Annotated in this window: 19 protein-coding genes; 13 read left to right on the top strand and 6 right to left on the bottom strand. The window is 62.5% G+C overall.

The genetic code is table 11. The annotated features are described in order from the left end of the window. Positions 1 to 181 precede the first annotated feature (181 nt). Complete coding sequence (locus tag F1735_RS09625) at positions 182 to 1,069, top strand: CPBP family intramembrane glutamic endopeptidase (RefSeq protein ID WP_167236729.1); 888 nt, start codon at positions 182 to 184, stop codon at positions 1,067 to 1,069. Between the two features lie 161 nt (positions 1,070 to 1,230). Beyond that, complete coding sequence (gene aqpZ / locus F1735_RS09630; RefSeq protein WP_167236730.1) at positions 1,231 to 1,953, top strand: aquaporin Z; 723 nt, start codon at positions 1,231 to 1,233, stop codon at positions 1,951 to 1,953. Between the two features lie 103 nt (positions 1,954 to 2,056). Here aqpZ and F1735_RS09635 read toward each other — a convergent pair whose 3' ends face one another. The 6 genes from F1735_RS09635 to map all read right to left on the bottom strand — a co-directional run bounded on the left by F1735_RS09635 (position 2,057) and on the right by map (position 8,199). After that, positions 2,057 to 2,311, bottom strand: coding sequence for a hypothetical protein (locus F1735_RS09635; RefSeq protein WP_167236731.1), 255 nt, complete (start codon positions 2,309 to 2,311; stop codon positions 2,057 to 2,059). Between the two features lie 30 nt (positions 2,312 to 2,341). Beyond that, positions 2,342 to 2,686 (bottom strand): RICIN domain-containing protein, encoded by a 345-nt coding sequence (locus F1735_RS38215; RefSeq protein WP_373888491.1) that lies wholly within the window; start codon positions 2,684 to 2,686, stop codon positions 2,342 to 2,344. Continuing rightward, positions 2,665 to 3,606, bottom strand: a complete 942-nt coding sequence (locus F1735_RS09645; protein ID WP_167236733.1) for a glycoside hydrolase family 43 protein — start codon at positions 3,604 to 3,606, stop codon at positions 2,665 to 2,667. Before F1735_RS09645 ends, F1735_RS38215 begins: the two co-directional genes overlap by 22 nt. Positions 3,607 to 3,967: 361 nt before the next feature. After that, positions 3,968 to 4,714: a pseudouridine synthase gene (locus F1735_RS09650; RefSeq protein WP_167236734.1), complete on the bottom strand. Its 747-nt coding sequence runs from the start codon at positions 4,712 to 4,714 to the stop codon at positions 3,968 to 3,970. Positions 4,715 to 4,769: 55 nt separating this feature from the next. After that, complete coding sequence (locus F1735_RS09655; RefSeq protein WP_167236735.1) at positions 4,770 to 7,352, bottom strand: [protein-PII] uridylyltransferase; 2,583 nt, start codon at positions 7,350 to 7,352, stop codon at positions 4,770 to 4,772. 13 nt (positions 7,353 to 7,365) lie between these two features. Next, complete coding sequence (map, locus tag F1735_RS09660; protein ID WP_167236736.1) at positions 7,366 to 8,199, bottom strand: type I methionyl aminopeptidase; 834 nt, start codon at positions 8,197 to 8,199, stop codon at positions 7,366 to 7,368. A 349-nt stretch (positions 8,200 to 8,548) separates the two neighbouring features. Here map and rpsB point away from each other — a divergent pair, with 349 nt between their 5' ends. The 11 genes from rpsB to lpxD all read left to right on the top strand — a co-directional run bounded on the left by rpsB (position 8,549) and on the right by lpxD (position 19,982). Next, positions 8,549 to 9,298 (top strand): 30S ribosomal protein S2, encoded by a 750-nt coding sequence (rpsB, locus tag F1735_RS09665; protein ID WP_054262917.1) that lies wholly within the window; start codon positions 8,549 to 8,551, stop codon positions 9,296 to 9,298. 99 nt (positions 9,299 to 9,397) lie between these two features. After that, positions 9,398 to 10,306, top strand: coding sequence for a translation elongation factor Ts (gene tsf, locus F1735_RS09670; RefSeq protein ID WP_167236737.1), 909 nt, complete (start codon positions 9,398 to 9,400; stop codon positions 10,304 to 10,306). Positions 10,307 to 10,408: 102 nt separating this feature from the next. Further along, on the top strand, positions 10,409 to 11,125 hold the full coding sequence (gene pyrH / locus F1735_RS09675; RefSeq protein WP_054262915.1) for a UMP kinase: 717 nt from the start codon (positions 10,409 to 10,411) through the stop codon (positions 11,123 to 11,125). Between the two features lie 27 nt (positions 11,126 to 11,152). After that, positions 11,153 to 11,713, top strand: a complete 561-nt coding sequence (frr, locus tag F1735_RS09680; protein WP_166879124.1) for a ribosome recycling factor — start codon at positions 11,153 to 11,155, stop codon at positions 11,711 to 11,713. A gap of 90 nt (positions 11,714 to 11,803) precedes the next feature. Further along, the gene (uppS, locus tag F1735_RS09685) at positions 11,804 to 12,556 is read left to right on the top strand and encodes a polyprenyl diphosphate synthase (protein WP_167236738.1); all 753 of its coding nucleotides are present in this window, start codon (positions 11,804 to 11,806) and stop codon (positions 12,554 to 12,556) included. Next, a complete protein-coding gene (locus tag F1735_RS09690; RefSeq protein WP_167236739.1) occupies positions 12,556 to 13,389 on the top strand; it encodes a phosphatidate cytidylyltransferase in 834 nt (277 codons plus the stop codon). Before uppS ends, F1735_RS09690 begins: the two co-directional genes overlap by 1 nt. Positions 13,390 to 13,421: 32 nt before the next feature. Beyond that, positions 13,422 to 14,603: a 1-deoxy-D-xylulose-5-phosphate reductoisomerase gene (ispC, locus tag F1735_RS09695; RefSeq protein WP_167236740.1), complete on the top strand. Its 1,182-nt coding sequence runs from the start codon at positions 13,422 to 13,424 to the stop codon at positions 14,601 to 14,603. Further along, positions 14,600 to 15,994 (top strand): RIP metalloprotease RseP, encoded by a 1,395-nt coding sequence (gene rseP / locus F1735_RS09700; protein WP_167236741.1) that lies wholly within the window; start codon positions 14,600 to 14,602, stop codon positions 15,992 to 15,994. Before ispC ends, rseP begins: the two co-directional genes overlap by 4 nt. 16 nt (positions 15,995 to 16,010) lie before the next feature. Then, positions 16,011 to 18,344 (top strand): outer membrane protein assembly factor BamA, encoded by a 2,334-nt coding sequence (gene bamA / locus F1735_RS09705; RefSeq protein ID WP_167236742.1) that lies wholly within the window; start codon positions 16,011 to 16,013, stop codon positions 18,342 to 18,344. Between the two features lie 40 nt (positions 18,345 to 18,384). Further along, a complete protein-coding gene (locus F1735_RS09710; protein WP_166891167.1) occupies positions 18,385 to 18,900 on the top strand; it encodes an OmpH family outer membrane protein in 516 nt (171 codons plus the stop codon). Between the two features lie 32 nt (positions 18,901 to 18,932). Further along, a complete protein-coding gene (lpxD, locus tag F1735_RS09715) occupies positions 18,933 to 19,982 on the top strand; it encodes a UDP-3-O-(3-hydroxymyristoyl)glucosamine N-acyltransferase (protein WP_167236743.1) in 1,050 nt (349 codons plus the stop codon). Position 19,983 lies beyond the last annotated feature (1 nt).

Genomic DNA, 19,983 nt, shown 5'->3' on the forward strand with positions numbered 1-19,983 from the left:
AGCAATGCGGGCTCGCCGCAGGCGCTGGTCGCCATGCGGGTCGCTACGCAGCTTGGTATTTACTTACGCGCCGCTTATCAATTACAATTTTGCAACTTTGGCGGCCCTCGGGTGTGCCCGGGACATTGTCCCATTCCCTTGCCGCCATTCTTGCCGTAGCCAGCCTGATCGGAAAAGCCGCATGATTCATCTCTCCGCCGCCCTCGTAACGACCTACGGCCTGCTGGCGCTCGCAGTCTGTTCGCTGTGGCTCGCGCCCGTCAAGCTGCGCCCCGGATGGCGCGTGGCGCCGTGGCTGTGCCTGCTGGTGCTGGCCTGCGCCAGCGGGGTGGCGACTGGCCTCTTGTCGCTGCAAGCGATCGCGGCCATCGCCGTCCTGGGTGCGCTGGCGTATGCCGCGCGCAACTGTCAAAGCGGGCCGCTGCAGGTGCTGTTGATGGTGGCGATGGGATGCATGATGCTGGCGCTGTCGATGCACCGTTTTCCGGGATTCGTCAATCCGCCGCTGGTGACCGATCTGCTGATCAGCGCGGCGGCCAAACCGGTGACGCAGCGGCTCAATTTCGATACGGCCGCCGCCGGCCTGATCCTGTTCGCGCTGTTTTGCGTGCCCGCGCGCAGCCGCGGGCAGTGGCGCGAGGTCGGGCGGCATTACTGGATCATCCTGGGCACGCCGCTGCTCGTGCTGGCGGTCGGGCTGCTGGTCGGGTATGTGGATGTGGACTTCAAGCTGTTCGCGTACACGCCGCTCTTCATTGCGCTCAACCTGCTGTTTACCTGCGTGACGGAGGAAGCGTTTTTCCGTGGCTTGATCCAGGGACAGTTGACGCGGGCGCTGGGCCGCTGGAAGGCGGGTCCGCTCATCGCCATGTGCGTGGCGGCGCTCCTGTTCGGGCTTGCGCACGCGCGCGGAGGGTGGCTGTTCGTCGGCCTCGCGACCCTGGCCGGGCTCGGCTACGGCTATGCCTACCTGCGCTCGCAGCGCATCGAAACGGCCATCTTGACGCACCTGGCGCTCAACAGCATTCACTTCCTTGCATTTACTTATCCACGCCTGGGCGAGGTGTGATCTGGCGGGCGCACGCAAGGACCCGATTCGCATGATCAAATGCCCAATTTTATTGTTGCGATAATTCTTTATCACTGGCAACATGCTTTCTAAGCGGACACAGCTTTAACTGTCGCGCCGGATGTTTTTTTCGAAACCATGTCAGTGATAAGGATAATTTTATGAAACAGTACAGCGCCGAGTTTCTCGGTACATTCTGGCTCGTGCTCGGCGGTTGCGGCAGTGCCGTGCTGGCGGCGGCGTTTCCGGGCGTCGGCATCGGCTTGCACGGCGTCTCCCTGGCCTTCGGCCTGACGGTGCTCACCATGGCCTACGCCATCGGCCATATCTCGGGCTGTCACCTGAACCCGGCGGTGTCGATCGGCTTGTGGGCCGGCGGGCGCTTTCCAGCCTCCAAACTGCTGCCGTACATCGGCGCCCAGGTCATCGGCGCCATCGCGGCCGGTGGCGTGCTGTATATCATCGCCAGCGGCGCCGCCGGCTTCGATGTCAGCAAGGGTTTTGCATCGAATGGCTACGGCGCGCATTCGCCGGGCGGCTACTCGATGCTGGCCGCGCTGGTGACGGAAGTGGTGATGACGATGTTCTTCCTGATCGTCATCATGGGTGCGACCGACAAGCGGGCCCCGGCCGGCTTTGCGCCACTGCCGATCGGGCTGGCATTGACCCTGATTCACCTGATTAGTATTCCGATCACCAATACCTCGGTCAATCCGGCGCGCAGCACCGGCGTGGCGTTGTACGTGGGCGATTGGGCGGTCGGGCAACTGTGGCTGTTCTGGGTCGCGCCGATCGTCGGCGCCGTGCTGGGCGCGCTGGTCTACCGCTTCATTGCCAGCGAGGAAACGCAAAGCGCCGCCGCCGTGGCGAACAAGCCGGCCTGATCGGCAGCGTCCTCCCGCTTGCGCCTGTGTTGCCGCGATCGTCCCGATCGACAGGCCAGCTCATGGCGTTGCTGGGAGGACACTTATAGCGCAGGGCGGTGTGCTACAGTTCGGCACACTTCATTGACCGGCCTTGCGCATGCACTTCCAATCCCGTCTTTCCCGTCTTTTCTGTTCCCATGCACTGGTCGCCGCAAGCGGCGTTGTCGCTTGCGGCGCCGCTGCCGCCAGCGTCCCATCCGACCTCGATACCCAAGCGCCGCCGATTTTTTGTTCCATGGTGGTGGCGGGCATCGGCGATGTGGCCGATGCCCGTGACCAGGGTGCTTCCAAAGCGCTTGTCTTGGTCGGGATTCATCCGGGCCGGCCACACCTTCACGCCCGAGCGCTAGTTCGCCCGCTCCAGGCGCCAGCGTTGCGGCGCCAGTCCGTTGCCGGTCCACTGCAAGATCACGGCGCCGTCGAGCAGGCTGCCATCGCGGTTGTCGAGCATTAATCCACTGTTGCGGTTGCGCATGCCGACATACTGGGTCGTCCCCGGCACCAGCAGCCATTGCTGGTTATCGGTCGCCTTGTAGGGGACGGTGTTGACCGCTACCCCGGGCGCGCTACTGTGGCCGGCCACGTCGAGCACGTTCGCGTTGTAGTTCGAGGTGAGCTTGAACCAGGCGCCGTCGACCGGGTCGAGCGACCATCGCTGATCGGTCTTGTTTAAGTTCGTAAATTGCCAGATGGCGGTGCCGTTGGCGGCGTGGCCCGGTCGATGCTCATCACCTTGCCGCTGGCCTCGTTACGCACGCGGTACCAGATCGTGGCGCTTCCTTCGCCCGACGGGCGCGTGACCGGCGTGGCGGCCGCCACCGGCGCGCCGATCACGGGAAGGTCGCCGTTCCAGCTCACTTTCTCGATGCGCGTGGTGCGCGCCTCGCCGCAGCCCTGGCCGCTGGCCGGATTGGCGTGGTAGACGATCCAGTCCCCGCTGCCGTCGGGCGACTTGGTGAAACTGTTGTGGCCGGGACCGAAGGCGCCGTTGCCTTTTTGCAGGATCGGCGTGGCCGCCTTGCTCCAGTTGGACGGCATGGTCAGGTCCGCGCCGAGGTCGGCGGTAAGCAGGCCGAGCTTGTAATCGTCGGTCCAGCAGCCGCTGGCCGAGATACTCATGTGGACCTTGTTGCCATGCACGATGAACGCCGGCCCTTCGTTGACGGCGGCGCCGGATTTTTCCCAGGCGAGCGTGGGCGTGGAGATGATCGCGCCCTTGCCGATGAGCGTGGTCGGGCTGCTCATGCGCGCGATCTTGATGCGCTGCGGCTGTCCGCCGGAAATATCCGACCACGCCATGTAGAGCTGGCCGTTGATGTTGGTCACGGTCTGGTCGATCGCCCAGCTGTGCTCGCTGTCGGCCACCTTGACCGGCGCGCTCCAGGCGCCCGTGGTGGGGTCGGCGCCGGGGTTGCGGATGGCGAACACGCGGTGCTGCTGGTCGCTGCCCGCGCCCGAAAAGTAGATGTACCAGGCGCCGTTGATATGGTTGATTTCGGGCGCCCAGATTTCCTTGCTGGTGCAGTTGTTGCCGCTGCAGGCGGCGCTTTTGACGAACACGGTGACCGGCGTGCGCGCGCCGATGCCGGTCAGCGAGGGCGACTTGCGCAACTCGAGCTTGTCCCAGCCGGGGGGGCGGTGGAAACGAAGTAATAGTTGCCATCGCTATGGCGCAGCACGTGCGGATCGGCCGAGGAGGCGGTGGCGGGGCCGACCGGGTTGATGTCAAGAAGGTGGTCGAGGCGGCGCCCGCCAGGGCGGGCAGGACCAGGGCGGCGAGGCAGGCGGCAAGCCGGCCGGGATGACGGGGTGTTTGAACATCGGCAGTCTCCGTTGTGGACCGCCGCCTGCGGGCGACGGTACGGCCATGGTGTGCCACGGCTCGCCAGCAGAGTATGGTCGTCAGTTCAAGGCCCGTCCAATCCCGAAGCGGACATCGGAGCGCGCAAAAAAGTGATCGCAGCCGGCGCGCTCAGAACTGCTCGTCAGGCCGCAGGTAACGCCATTGCCCGACTGGCAAATCGCCGAGCTTGACCTTGCCGATGCGTACGCGCTTGAGGCCGATCACTTTCAAGCCCACCATGTCGCACATGCGGCGGATCTGGCGCTTCTTGCCTTCTTTTAAGGTGAAGCTGAGCTGGTCGTCGTTTTGCCAGCGCACCTTGGCCGCCAGCAAGGGCTTGCCGTCCATCCAGAGTCCGAAGCACAGTTTCTTCAGGTCCGATTCGGGCAGCTTGCCTTCCTTGGTGTACTGTACGCGCACCAGGTATTCCTTTTCGATGGCGGTATCCTGCCCGATCAGGGTCTTGGCCACCCTCCCGTCCTGGGTCAGGATCAACAGGCCGACCGAGTCGATGTCGAGCCGCCCGGCCGGCACCAGCGAGCGCAGCTGGGTGGGGTGGAAGGTTTCCGGCGACGGGTCGTCGGCCCAGCGGTTCTCGGCCTTGATCAGCGCGATCGCCGGCGTGTAGCCGTCCTCGGCCTGGCCGCTGACATAGCCCATCGGCTTGTTGATCAGCACGGTGACGCGCTTCGATTGCTCGGCTGCGGCCTGGCGCTCGACCGTGATTTTCTGGTGCGGCAGCACTTTGCTGCCCAGTTCGGAGATGACCTGGCCATCGACCCGCACCCAGCCGCGTGCGATCCATTCATCGGCTTCGCGGCGCGAAGAGAGCCCGAGTTCGGACATGCGTTTGGAGAGGCGTACTAATTCAGTCATGGCTTGCTTTGCTAAGGTTACGTAAAAGGGTTTCTGGAAAGGGAGTCCTGCAACGCTACACGCGCAGCACGTCGAGCAGGTCGGTTTCGAGCTGGATCTGGTTGCGCGCGTTGTTGAGCACGGCGCCATCGACCAGGAACACGTCTTCGACCCGCTCGCCCAGCGTCATGATCTTGGCCGTGTGCAGGTTGATGCGGTAGCGCGTGAGCACGTTGGCGATCGCGTACAGGAGCCCGGTGCGGTCGTTGGCCGCGATCGAGAGCAGGTAATACTGGCCGCGATCGTCGGGCCGCAAATCGACCGTCGGCGTGATCGGGAAGGTGCGCGACAGGCGCGACAGCCGTCCGCGCGTGGGCGCCGGCAAGGGCGCCTGCGAGCTCAGCAGTTCGCAGATTTCGTGCTCGATCAGGTTGATGATGTCGCGGTAGCTCTTGGCGAAGCTTTGCTCGGTCACCATGAAGGTGTCGAGCGCATAGCCGTGCCTTGTGGTGTGGATCTTGGCGTCGAGAATGCTGAAATTCTTGCGGTCGAAATAGCTGCAAATGCGCGCGAACAGGTCGGGCTGGTCCTTGACATAGACCGCCACCTGCAAGCCTTCGCCGATCGGCGCCAGGCGGCATTTGACGACCGGCTTGCCGCTGTTGAACTTGTCCCACAGGCAGCGCGTCTGCCAGGCGATGTCGGAGGCGTCGTGGCGCAAAAAATAGGCGACGTCGAGTTGCTTCCAGAAGTCGACGTGGGCGATGTCGGGCAAGCCGTACAGGCGCAGGGTGGCCATCGCTTCTTCCTGGCGGTTCTTCAGTTCGCGGTCGGCCGAGTGCGGCTCGCCCCCCAGCACGCGCAAGGTGATGCGGTACAGGTCTTCGAGCAGCTTGGCCTTCCACGCATTCCACACCTTGGGGCTGGTGCCGCGAATGTCGGCCACGGTCAGCAGGTACAGCGCGGTCAGGTGGCGCTCGTCCTTGACCACGTTGGCGAAGGCTTCGACCACGTCCGGGTCCGACAGGTCCTGCTTTTGCGCGACCTGCGACATGGTCAGGTGATTTTCGACCAGGAACACCACCAGTTCGGTGTCTTCCGAGCCGATCGCGTGTTCTTCGCAGAACTGGGCGGCGTCGACCGTGCCGAGCTTGGAATGGTCGCCGCCGCGGCCTTTGGCGATGTCGTGGAACAAGGCCGCCACATACAGCAGCCAGGACTTGCGGAAGTTGGCGATCAGCTGGCTGCAGAAGGGGTACTCGTGCGCGTGCTCGGTCATGGTGAAGCGGCGCATGTTACGCACCACCATCAGGATATGCTGGTCGACCGTGTACACATGAAACAGGTCGTGCTGCATCTGGCCCACGATGCGGCGAAAGTTCGGCAGGTAGCGCCCCAGGATGCTGGTGTCGTTCATGCGCCGCAGCGCATGCACCAGGCCCACCGGCGCTTGCAGAATGCGCAGGAAGAGGGCGCGGTTGACGGGGTCTTCGCGGAACTTGGCGTCGATCTCGAAACGCGCGTGCCACAGCGCGCGCATGGTGCGCGCCGTCATGCCCTTGAGGTGCGGGTGCCCGGTCATCAGCACGAACACTTCCAGCACCGTCGAGGGCTGCCGGGTGAAGGTGTCGTCGTGGGCGATGTCGATCAGGCCGTTGACATCGTTGAAGCGCTCGTTGATCGCCTCGGCCTCGTTGGCCTCGGGGAACAGCTGCGCTTCGATATTCTGCAGCATGATGGTGTTGAGCTGGGTGACCGTCTTGGCCGCCCAGTAGTAGCGCTGCATCAGGTATTCGCTGGCGCGGCGCGCGTTGATGCCTTCGCCGGTGGTTTTCAGGCCGAAGCTTTCGGCGATCGGCGTCTGCACGTCGAACACCAGGCGGTCTTCGCGCCGGTTGGCGTGCAGGTGCAGGCGCACGCGGATATCCTTGAACGCGCGTTCCTTTTCCATCAGCTGGCGCGCTTCGGTCTGCGTGATCAGGCCGCGCGTGGCCAACTGGCTCCACGAGTTGGCCAGCCCGGCCGCCTTGGCCACCCACAGGATCACTTGCAGGTCGCGCAGGCCGCCAGGGCTTTCCTTGACGTTCGGCTCCAGGCTGAAGGCCGTGTCTTCGTACTTGGCGTGGCGCAGGCGCATTTCGGCCGACTTGGCGTGGAAAAACGCTTGCGGGTCGAGCGCTTCAAGGTAGCGCTCCTGCAACTGCTCGAACAGGAGCGCATCGCCGCACACCAGGCGCGCTTCGAGCAGGCTCGTTTGCACGGTGATGTCGGCCTTCGATTCGCTCATGCACTCGTCGATGGTGCGGATGCTCGAGCCGATTTCCAGGCCCAGGTCCCACAGCATCTGCACCAGTTCTTCCAGCCTGGCCTGGGTGATGGCGTCGGCCGCTTCCGACAGCAGGATCAGCAGGTCGACATCGGAAAACGGAAACAGTTCGCCGCGCCCGTAGCCGCCCACGCCCACCAGCGCGGTGGCGGCGGGCAGGCCGATCGTTTGCCACGCTTCGCTGAGCACCTCGTCGACGCTGTGGCGCAGGCCGCGCAGCAGCTTTTCGGGCTTGCCGTCGGCGCGGAAGGCGGCGATCAGCAGCACCCGCTCGGCCTTGAGCCTTTGCTTGAGGAGGTCGCGGGACTGCTTCTTGAGCGCGGCGGCGGGCATGGCGGTGGGTGCTTTACGCCACCGGGGCCGCAGCGGCGGCGGCCTGGGTGATGAAGGCCGGCGGCGGCGGCGAGCCGGCCGAGACGGTCAGCACTTCGTAGCCGGTCTCGGTCACCAGGATCGTGTGTTCCCATTGGGCGGACGGTTTCTTGTCCTTGGTCTTGATGGTCCAGCCATCGCCCATTTCCTTGATGTCGCGACGGCCGGCGTTGATCATCGGCTCGATGGTGAAGATCATGCCCGCTTCCAGGCGCTCCAGGGTGCCCGGACGGCCGTAGTGCAGCACTTGCGGCTCTTCGTGGAAGACCTTGCCGATGCCGTGGCCGCAGAATTCGCGCACCACGCTGTAGCCGTTCTTTTCGGCGTGTTGCTGGATCACGTGGCCGATGTCGCCCAGGTGCGCGCCCGGCTTGACCTGCGCAATGCCGAGCCACATGCATTCGTAGGTGACTTCGTTGAGGCGCTTGGCCAGGATCGACGGTTTGCCGACCAGGAACATGCGGCTGTTGTCGCCGTGGTAACCATCCTTGATGACGGTGATGTCGAGGTTGACCATGTCGCCGTCCTTGAGCGCCTTGTCGCCCGGGATGCCGTGGCAGATCACGTCGTTGACGGAGGTGCAGATGGCTTTCGGGTAGGGCGTGTAGCCCGGCGGGCAATAGTTCAGCGGGGCCGGAATGGTGCCCTGTACCATCACCATGTATTCATGGCAAAGACGGTCCAGCTCGCCGGTGGTGACGCCGACCTTGACGAAGGGCGTGATGTAGTCGAGCACTTCGGAGCCAAGACGGCCGGCGATGCGCATGCCTTCGATGTCGGCGGGGGTTTTGATCGAGATGTTGGACATAAGTTGGCAATCAGCAATAACAGTAAGATTGAGTAACAGCGGGAGGATATGGCGAAGACCCGTGCAAATATGCCGACCATTATAAGGGATAAGCTGTACGTCGTTTCCGCAAGCGTCGTCGTGCGCCGGCTGCTGGCGTCGTTGAAGCCAGGAGCGAGGCAGTGGTGGATCGAACTGCGCGGTACTTGAAAAAATCCCGCATTCCGGTTAGAATCTCGGGTTGCTTGAATTCGCTTTCGAGCAATGTTGTTTAAGAAATGCCACAAATCTTGTTAAAATCGCGAATCCGGTCGCAAAGGGTGCCTGTATGGTGACTGACCGGATTCCAGACCCAACCCTGGAGAATTACATGTCCGTAACAATGCGTGAAATGCTGGAAGCCGGTGTCCACTTCGGTCACCAAACCCGTTTTTGGAACCCAAAAATGGCGCCGTTCATTTTCGGCCACCGCAACAAGATTCATATCATCAACTTGGAAAAGACGATGGGTATGTATCAGGAAGCCATGAAAACCATCAAGCAGGTCGCGTCCAACCGCGGCACCATCCTGATGGTCGGCACCAAGCGTCAAGCGCGCGAAATCATCGCCGCTGAAGCTGCACGCGCCGGCGTTCCTTTCGTCGACCAGCGCTGGTTGGGCGGCATGCTGACCAACTTCAAAACCATCAAGACCTCGATCAAGCGCCTGAAAGACATGGAAGCGCAAGTTGAAGACGGTTCGGTTGAGAAGCTGTCGAAAAAAGAAGGCCTGATGTTCCAGCGCGAAATGACCAAGCTGCAAAAGGCCATCGGCGGTATCAAGGACATGGGCGGCGTTCCTGACGCAATCTTCGTCGTCGACGTCGGTTACCATAAAGGCGCGATCACCGAAGCCGGCAAGCTGGGCATCCCTGTTATCGGCATCGTCGATACCAACCACTCGCCAGAAGGCGTGACCCACGTCATTCCAGGCAACGACGATTCGTCCAAAGCGATCATGCTGTACGCCCGCGGCGTTGCCGATGCGATCCTGGAAGGCCGTGCAAACGCCTCCAACGAAATCGTTGAACTGGTTAAATCGGCTGGCGACGAATTCGTCGAAGTCTCCGAGCAGGCGTAATTGCTTCAGGCGCCCCTCTGGCGCCGCGGAAAACAAAAGGGGTAGCAGCAGCTCCCCCTTTTTTTTAAACAGAATATGTCACAAATTTAGGAGAAACACATGGCAGCGATTACAGCAGCGATGGTAGGCGAACTGCGCGCGAAAACCGACGCACCGATGATGCAATGCAAAAAAGCACTGACCGAAGCCGATGGCGACATGGCGCGTGCGGAAGAAATCCTGCGCGTCAAACTGGGCACCAAAGCGACCAGCAATGCGACCCGCATCACCGCTGAAGGCGTTGTAGCAACCTTCATCGCTGGCAATATCGGCGCCCTGGTTGAAGTCAACAGCGAAACCGACTTCGTCGCCAAGAACGACGACTTCCTGGCCCTGGCCAACAACGCCGCGCGCCTGGTTGCCGAAAACAATCCGGCCGACGTCGCCGCCCTGCTGGCCCTGCCACTCGATGGCAAGACCCTGGACGAAGTGCGTATCGCCCTGATCGGCAAGATCGGCGAAAACATGACGATCCGCCGCTTCCAGCGTTTCGACACCACCAGCAAGCTGGCGTCGTACCTGCACGGCACCCGTATCGGTGTCGTAGTCGACTTCGACGGCGCCGACGAGCAAGTTGGTAAGGACGTGGCCATGCACATCGCCGCCATGAAGCCGGTATCGCTGTCGTCGGAGCAGGTTCCTGCCGAACTGATCGAAAAAGAGCGCTCGGTTGCTGCTCTGAAAGCTCAGGAAGATGCAGATGTCGCCGTTGCCGCAGGCAAGCCGGTACAATCGGCTGAGATCCTGGCCAAGCGCCTGGAAGGCTCGATCCAGAAGTATCTGAAAGAAGTCTCGCTGCTGAACCAGTCGTTCGTCAAGAACGACAAGCAGTCGATCGAACAGATGCTGAAAGAAAAAAGCACCAGCGTGAAAGCATTCACGATGTATGTTGTTGGTGAAGGCATCGAGAAAAAGCAAGACGATTTCGCTGCAGAGGTTGCGGCGCAAATGGCTGCTAACAAGCAGTAAGTGTGAAAGCGGGCCGGAAGGCCCGTTTTTTTAATCTGCGCACATGAAAGTGTGCGCACGGCAAGACCGAATACAAACCGTCATTTTTTGGAGCCCACCCCCATGTCGAAACCAGCCTACAAACGCGTACTCCTGAAATTGTCTGGCGAAGCACTGATGGGCGATGATCCTTACGGCATCAACCGCGCCACCATCGAGCGCATGGTCGCCGATGTCGCGGAAGTAGCGAACCTGGGCGTGGAACTGGCCGTCGTCATTGGCGGCGGCAACATCTTCCGCGGCGTCGCACCCGGCGCCCAGGGCATGGACCGCGCCACCGCCGATTACATGGGCATGCTGGCCACCGTGATGAACGCGCTGGCCCTGGCCGACGCCATGCGCCACGTCGGCATTGTCGCCCGCGTCATGTCGGCGATCGCCATCGAACAGGTGGTCGAGCCCTACGTGCGCCCGAAAGCGCTGCAATACCTGGAAGAAGGCAAGGTTGTCGTGTTCGCCGCCGGCACCGGCAACCCCTTCTTCACCACCGATACCGCCGCCGCCCTGCGCGGTTCGGAAATCAGCGCCGAAATCGTGCTCAAGGCCACCAAGGTCGATGGTGTCTACACCGCCGACCCGAAAAAGGACCCGAACGCCACCCGCTACGAGTCGATTACCTTCGACGAAGCCATTTCCAAGCACCTGCAGGTGATGGATGCGACCGCGTTCGCGCTGTGCCGCGACCAGAAACTGCCGATCAAGGTGTTTTCCATCGTCAAGCCGGGCGCGCTCAAACGCGTGATCATGGGCGAAGACGAAGGTACACTGGTACACGTTTAATATCATTCAGAGCTACAGGAGAGCAGCATGACTATCGCTGACGTCAAGAAAAACGCGCAAGAGCGCATGAACAAGTCGATCGACACCCTTAAAAGCGATCTGGCCAAGGTCCGTACCGGGCGCGCCCACACCGGCATCCTCGATCACGTGATGGTCGATTACTATGGTTCGGCCACCGCGCTGACCCAGATCGCCAACGTGACCCTGATCGACGCCCGCACCATCGGCGTGCAGCCGTGGGAAAAGAAGATGCTGACCACCGTCGAAAAGGCGATCCGCGACGCCGACCTCGGTCTCAATCCATCGTCGCAGGGCGACATGATCCGCGTGCCGACCCCGCCGCTGACCGAAGAACGCCGCAAGGAAATGGTCAAGCTGGTCAAGGGCGAGGCGGAAGATGCCAAGATCGCGATCCGCAACATCCGCCGCGATGCCAACGAATCGCTCAAAAAGCTGGTCAAGGACAAGGCTTGCTCGGAAGATGACGAGCGTCGCGCATCGGAAGAAATCCAGAAACTGACCGACAAGTTTGTCATCGATGTCGATAAACTGGTTGCTGAAAAAGAAAAAGAAGTCCTGACAGTGTAGAGTCGGGGAAAGCGCGAAGGCAGGGTCTGCCCACGCTGAGGCGGACCCGGCGTCCGCTTCCCATGCATTTGTTCTAGATAGTCTGGATTTATGATCTATAAAAGTTCGACGACAGCAGTACCCGAAGTGGCCCGCGTGCCGCGTCACGTTGCGATCATCATGGACGGCAACGGCCGCTGGGCCACCAAGCGCTTCCTCCCGCGCGTGGCCGGCCACGTCAAGGGCGTCGAAGCCGTGCGCGGCTGCGTCGAAGCCTGCATCGAGCGCGGCATCGAGTACCTCACCCTGTTCGCCTTTTCATCCGAAAACTGGCGTCGCCCCGAAGAAGAAGTCTCGCTCCTGATGCGCCTGTTCGTCACCGCGCTCGAACGCGAAGTGGCGAAGATGCACGCAAACAATATTCGCCTGAAAGTCGTCGGCGATTTGTCGCGCTTCGATTCCAGGCTGCAAGACATGATTGCCTCGGCCCAGCGCCGCACGGCCAACAACACGCGCCTGACGGTGACCATCTGCGCCAATTACGGCGGCCGTTGGGACATCATGCAAGCCACCAGCAAGATGGTCGCCGCCAATCCCGGCATCACCACCTTTGCCGAAGAACAACTGGCCGAGCACCTGGTCATGGCTTACGCGCCCGAGCCGGACCTGTTCATCCGCACCGGCGGGGAAGAGCGCATTTCCAACTTCCTGCTGTGGCAACTGGCGTATTCCGAGCTGTATTTTACCGATACCTACTGGCCCGATTTTTCGATCGAGTCCCTGGACGCGGCCATCGCGTCCTATCAAAACCGGGAGCGCCGTTTCGGGCGCACCGGCGACCAACTGGCTGGAAAGAAAAGCTGATGCTAATTACCCGGATCATCACCGCTGTCGTCTTGCTTGTCGTCCTGCTGGCGGTGCTGTTTGGCGGGTATTACCCCGCCTTTGCCGCGGTGGTGCTGCTGTTCCTCACGGCCGCCGTCACTGAAAGCTTTCAGCTGTTCAAGTCCTCGCGCAAGCAAGCCTTCCTGGTCGCCCTGTTCTGGAGCGCCGCGTTCGCCTACGCCTTCCTGTACAAGGACAACAGCGCGGTCAAGTTCTGGTTCGGCCTGTCGACCCTGCTGTGGCTGTTCCGTTTTGTGCCGGCCCTGAAAACCGGCCTGCCGCCGCCCGAAGGCGGGCGCAACACCATGCTGGCGACCATGTACGCCATTTCCATCGTCGCCTGCTTCGCCGCCATCGTGCTGTTCTTCAAGCATTCTGCCGTGTATTTGCTGTCGGTCATGGCGCTGGTCTGGATCGCCGACATCGGTGCTTACTTCTCCGGCAAGGCGTTCGGCAAGCGCAAGCTGGCGCCGACCATTTCCCCAGGCAAATCGTGGGAAGGCGCGATCGGCGGCGGCATCGCCGTGCTGGTCCTGTCGAGCCTGTTGATCCAGTTCGCCGGCCCGCTGCTGGCCGACACCTTCCCGGTCCACCTGCAGGCCAGGCTGGGCTGGGGTGGGGCGCTGGCGGTGCTGGTGGTGCTGGTCGCGGCCAGCGTGGTGGGCGACCTGGTCGAATCGCAGCTCAAGCGCCGCGCCGGCGTCAAGGACAGCAGCAATCTGCTGCCCGGCCATGGCGGCGTGCTCGACCGTATCGATGCGCTGGTGCCGGTCATGCCGCTGGCCGCCCTGATCTACACCGGGATGCTGTGAACCTCGTTTGAAAAAAGTTTGAAAGAACGCCTATGCAACGCATCACCATTCTAGGCGCGACCGGTTCGATCGGCGTGTCCACCCTGGACGTGCTTGCACGCCATCCTGATAAATACCAGGTGTATGCCTTGAGTGCGCATGCCAAGGTGGAAGAACTGGCCGAACAGTGCGCGCGCTTTCGCCCGTCCCGCGCCGTGGTCGGCAGCGCCGACGCGGCAAGGCGCCTGGACGCCTTGCTGCGTACACGCGGCCTTGCTGTCGAGGTCGACCACGGCGAAGCGGCGCTGTGCGCGATCGCCTCCAGCGCCGACGTCGACACGGTCATGGCCGCCATCGTCGGCGCCGCCGGCCTGGCCCCGACCCTGGCCGCGGCCCGTGCCGGCAAAAAAATTCTTCTCGCCAACAAGGAAGCCCTGGTCATGTCGGGCCAGCTGTTCATAGACGCGGTGCAGGAGCACGGCGCCACCTTGCTGCCGATCGACAGCGAACACAATGCGATTTTCCAGTCGCTGCCGCAAGCGTACGCGCGCCAGCCCGGCGCGGCCGGCGTGGCCAGGATCGTGCTGACCGCCTCCGGCGGCCCGTTCCTGAACCGCGCGGTCGAGACGCTCGAACACGTCACCCCCGACCAAGCCTGCAAGCATCCGAACTGGTCCATGGGGCGCAAGATCTCGGTCGACTCGGCCACCATGATGAACAAGGGCCTGGAAGTGATCGAAGCGCACTGGCTGTTCGGCGCGCCGGCCGCGCTGATCGAGGTGCTGATCCACCCGCAAAGCGTGATCCATTCGATGGTCTCGTACGTGGACGGCTCGGTGATCGCCGAACTGGGCAACCCCGACATGCGCACCCCGATCGCCAACGCGCTCGCATTTCCTGAGCGCATAGAATCCGGCGTGGCCCAGCTCGATCTGGCCAGCATCGGCACCTTGCAGTTTTACCAGCCCGATCTGGGGCGCTTTCCCTGTCTGGCGCTGGCCTTCGAATCGCTCGACGCGGGCGGCACCGCGCCGGCCCTGCTCAACGCCGCCAACGAAGTGGCGGTGCAAGCCTTTCTGGAGCGCCGCATCGGTTTCCGCGATATCGACCGCGTGATCGCGCGCGTCATGCACGAGAACGCACACCACGCCGCCACCAGCATCGAGGCCGTGATGGACTGCGACGCCCGCGCCCGCGCCGCCGCCCAGGCCCTCGTCGCCGGCCTCGCCAGATGACCTTGTTCACCACCATCCTGGCGTTCCTGTGCTCGCTGGGGCCGCTGATCATCTTCCACGAACTGGGCCACTACACGGTGGCCCGCCTGTGCGGCGTCAAGGTGCTGCGTTTTTCGCTCGGCTTCGGCAAAGTGATCTGGTCGCGCCGCTTCGGCGCCGACCAGACCGAGTGGGTCATCTCGATCCTGCCGCTGGGCGGCTACGTGCGCATGCTCGACGACCGCGATCCCGGTACCCGGGCCCTGTCCGAGGCCGACCAGGCGCGCGAATACACGCGCAAGAGCGTCTGGCAGCGCATCGCCATCGTGGCCGCCGGCCCGGTCGCCAATTTCCTGCTGGCGATTGCGGTGTTCGCTGGCCTGTACATGGTTGGCATGGACGAGATCGGCACCCGCGTGCGCAGCATGGAAGCGAACACGCCCGCTTACCAGGCCGGCCTGCGCGGAGGCGACCGCATCGTCGCCGTCAACGGCGCGCCGGTCGCCACCTACGCCGAACTGCGCTGGGAAACCCTGAAGGCGGTGCTCGATAAAAACGGCGTGCGTTTCGACGTGGCCCAGCAGGGCGGGGCGCGCTACCGCGCCACCTTGCCGCCGGCTGCGCTGGCCGGCAAGAATGTCGAAGGCGAACTGCTGGGTGAGCTCGGCATTTCCACCTTCCTGACCCCGGTTACGATAGGCAAGATTCCCGATCCGGCCGGCCCGGCGGGACGCGCCGGCATGCAGCCGGGCGACCGCGTGGTCAGCATCGACGGTCAAGCGGTGGCGGACGGCTCGGTGCTGATGAAACTGGTGGGCAATGCGTGCGGGCGCACCCTGCAATTCGTGATCGAGCGCGGCGGTCGCAGCTTGAGCCTGGCGGTTACGCCGGAACTGAGTAAAGCTACTAATATCTCGCGCATCAATGCCCAGATCATGTCGTCGCCGGAGATGGTGAAGGTCACCCTGGGGCCGTTCGAGGCCATCGGCGCCGGCGCTGCGACCACCTGGCAGCAAAGCGTGATGAGCCTGAAGATGATCGGCAAGATGGTGACAGGACAGGTCTCGCTGGCGAACCTGACCGGCGTGGTGACGATCGCCGACTACGCCGGCAAGACCGCGCGCCTGGGCCCGATTGAATTTTTAAGCTTCATCGCCGTCGTCAGCGTCAGTCTCGGGGTGATGAATCTGTTACCAATTCCGGTTCTGGACGGTGGGCTTTTGCTGTATTATTCGCTGGAAGTTTTGACCGGGCGCCCCCTGCCGGGCCGGATAGTCGAGCTGGCGCAGTATGCCGGCATGGCGTTGCTGGTGATGCTGATGGGCCTTGCGCTCTTCAATGACGTGAACCGCCTGACGCAAGCGGCGCCCACGCCTCCCGCGAATACATATATACGTTGTCCAAACGATTGACCATTGAATAACCCCAATGAAATTAAATTCTGAACGTTTTGCCTTGCCATTCTTTCGTCGCAGCTTAATCGGCGCTGCCGTCCTGGCGCTGTGCGCCGGACAAGCCCTCGCAGTGAACCCGTTCGTGGTCAAGGATATCCGGGTCGAGGGCATCCAGCGTACCGAAGCCGGTACCGTGTTCAGCTACCTCCCGGTGCGCGTGGGTGAAACGTTCAACGACGAAAAGAGTATCGCCGCCATCAAGGCCCTGTACGCGACCGGCTTCTTCAAGGACGTGCGCCTGGAAGAAGAAAAGGGCGTGCTGGTCGTGCTGGTCGAAGAACGGCCGGCGATTGCCACGGTCGATTTCACCGGCACCAAGGAATTCGAAAAGGACGTGCTGGTCAAGGCGCTCAAGGAAATCGGCGTCGGCGAGACCAAGATTTTCGACAAGGCCTCGGTCGACCGCGCCGAGCAGGAGCTCAAGCGCCAGTACCTGTCGCACGGCCTGTACGGCGTGAAGATCACCACCACCGTCACCCCGATCGAACGCAATCGCGTCACCGTCATGTTCAACGTCGACGAAGGCGAGGTCGCGCGCATCAAGCAGATCAGCATCGTCGGCAACAAGACCTTCTCGGACAAGGAACTGCGCGAAGTGCTGCAACTGGGCACCTCCGGCTGGTTCACCTGGTACACCAAGGCCGACCAGTATTCCAAGACCAAGCTGACCGGCGACATCGAGTCGATCAAGTCGTTCTACCTGAACCGCGGCTACCTGGAAGCGAACGTCGAATCGACCCAAGTGTCGATCACGCCCGACAAAAAAGACATCTACCTGACGATCAACATCACCGAAGGCGAGAAGTACACCGTCTCCGGCATCAAGCTCGAAGGCGAAATGTTCGGGCGCGAGGACGAGCTGAAAGAACTGGTGCGCCTGCGCGAAGGCCAGACCTACTCGGGCGAGCTGCTCACCTTGAGCAACAAGCTCATTTCGGACCGCATGGGCACCTTCGGCTATGCGTTCGCCAACGTCAATGCGAACCCGGAAATCGACCGCGAAAAGCGCCAGGTGGCGTTTACCTTCTTCGTCGATCCGGGCAAGCGCGCTTACGTGCGCCGCATGAACATCGCCGGCAATACCACCACGCGCGACGAAGTCATCCGCCGCGAGTTCCGCCAGTTCGAAGGCTCCTGGTACGACGGCAACAAGATCAAGATGTCGCGCGACCGCGTCGACCGCCTCGGCTACTTCAAGGAAGTGACCATCGACACGCCGGAAGCGCAGGGCACCTCCGACCAGGTCGACGTGAACCTGACCGTGGTCGAAAAACCGACCGGTAACTTCCTGATCGGCGGTTCGTTCTCGCAGGCGGAAAAGTTCACCTTCACCGCGTCGATCCAGCAGGCCAACTTTGCCGGCAGCGGCAACACGGTCGGCATGGAGCTCAACACCAGCGACTACAGCCGCACCATCGCGCTGTCGCACACCAATCCGTACTTCACCGAAGACGGCGTGTCGCAGCAGTTCGAACTGTATTTGCGCACCCTGAACCCGCCGGCGCTGAACCAGGGCACCTACAAGGTCAAGCAGACCGGTGGCCGCGTGAGCTACGGCGTGCCGTTCTCCGAAACCGACACCGTCTACTTCGGTATCGGCCTCGAACGCACCACCATCGAAACCGATATCACCAGCCCGACCCGCTACCAGGACTACGTGCGCCAGGTTACCGGCATCGAGAGCGGCATCGGCAGCGCCACCACCAACGCCTTGCCGCTGACGGCCGCCTGGCAGCGCGACAGCCGCGACAGCGCGATCACGCCATCGGCCGGCCGCTACCAGCGCGCCAACCTGGAACTGGACCTGGCCGGCGACACCAAATACTACCGCATGATCTACAACCACGAGTGGTTCCGTCCGTTGACCAACAAGATCACCCTGGCGCTGCGCGGTGAATTCGATTACGGCCAGGGCATCAAGGGCAGCCCGTACCCGGTTTTCAAGAACTTCAACGGCGGCGGTATCGGTTCGGTGCGCGGCTACCTGAGCTCCTCGCTCGGCGTGGTCGACCGCAACGGCGACGCGGTCGGCGGCGCCAAGCGCATCATCGGCAATGCCGAACTGCAGCTGCCTTTCCCCGGCAGCGGCACCGACCGCAGCCTGCGCTGGTTCGGCTTTGCCGACGCCGGCCAGGTCTACAGCGAAGACCAGAAAATGCGCCTGAACGAACTGCGTTATTCGGCAGGCCTGGGCGTGAGCTGGATTTCGCCGGTCGGCCCGCTCAAGTTGAGTTATGCTAAGCCTTTGAACGCGAAACCTGGCGATCGCCTGGAACGCTTCCAGTTCCAGATGGGTACCGGTTTCTGATCGCTAACGCGACCGTTTCCATTTTAGATTGCGGAGAACTATGTTGAACACTGTGACTGCCTCCTGGCCCAAGCATCTTGCCCTGCTGGCTTTGTGCGCGTGCTCGCTGGCCCAGGCGCAAACCGCGCCGAGCAGGATTGGCTACGTTTTCACCGAACGCCTGATGACCGAGTCCAAGCTGGCCAAGGCCGCCGACGCCAAGATCGAAGCCGAGTTTTCCAAGCGCCAGAAGTCGATCCAGGACACGGTAACGCGCTTCAAGTCGATGGAGGCGAAGTTCGAGACCGAGGCACCGACCCTGCCCGAACTGGAACGCACGCGCCGCGCGCGCGAACTGCTCGACCTCGAAAAGGACGTGCAGCGCACCCAGCGCGAGTTCCGCGAAGACCTGATCCAGCGTAAGAGCGAAGAGCGCGCCAACATCGCGCAAAAGGCGTACAAGCTGATCGAACAGATCGCCGAGCAGGAAAAGCTCGATATCGTGCTGCAGGAATCGGCCTGGACCAGCCCGCGCATCGATATCACGGACAAGATCCTGAAACAGCTCGACAAATAACACCAATACAAACTCAAGACAGGACTAAAAAGATGGGCACTCGACTAGGTCAATTGGTCGAACGCTTGGGAGGACAGCTGATTGGCGACCCGAATACCGAGGTATCCGGGGTCGCGCCATTGGCTGACGCAGGCGTTTCGCACATCAGTTATCTGAGCAACAGCAAACTGCGGGCCCAGGCCGCGCAGAGCGGCGCGGCGGCCATGATCGTATCAAGCGCCGACGACGAGATCGTCGGCGCGAGCTACCAGGGCGCGCGCATCGTCGTCAAGAACCCGCACGTCTACTTCGCCTACGCCGCCCAGTATTTCGCCTCGCTCGATCCGGTCGTGGCGCCGGCCGGCATCGACCCGACCGCCAGTGTGCATCCGACCGCCAAGGTCGACCCGAGCGCGCATGTCGGCCCGCAGGTGACGATTGAAGCGGGCGCCGTCATTGGCGCGAACGCCGTCATCGACGCCGGCAGCTTCGTCGGGCGCGACGCCGTCATCGGCGAAGGCACGCACCTGTTCGCGAACGCCACCTTCCATGCCCGCTGCCAGATCGGCAAGCGCGGCATCATCCACTCGGGCGCCGTGATCGGCACCGACGGCTTCGGGTTTGCCAACGAAGGCGGCGTGTACATCAAGATTCCGCAGACCGGTCGCGTGATGATCGGCGACGACGTCGACATCGGCGCCAACACCACGGTCGACCGCGGCGCCATGGCCGACACCATCATCGAAGACGGCGTCAAGCTCGATAACCTGATCCAGATCGGCCATAACTGCCATATCGGCGCGCACACGGCGATGGCCGGCTGCGTCGGCGTGGCCGGCAGCGCCACCATCGGCAAATACTGCACCTTCGGCGGCGCGGCCATGGTCTCGGGCCACATCACCATCGTCGACAAGGTGTACGTCACCGCCGGCAGCCTGGTGGCCAACTCGATCAAGGAAGCGGGCCAGTACACGGGCTTTTACCCGATCGCCAAGAACAGCGACTGGGAAAAGAACGCCGTCCTGCTGCGCAACCTGACGTCGATGCGCGAAAAAATCCGCGCGCTCGAAAAAGCCGTCAAGGCACTCACAGAACAAAAATAGA

Source organism: Massilia genomosp. 1, assembly GCF_011682185.1.
Lineage (GTDB): Bacteria > Pseudomonadota > Gammaproteobacteria > Burkholderiales > Burkholderiaceae_D > Telluria_A > Telluria_A rubra.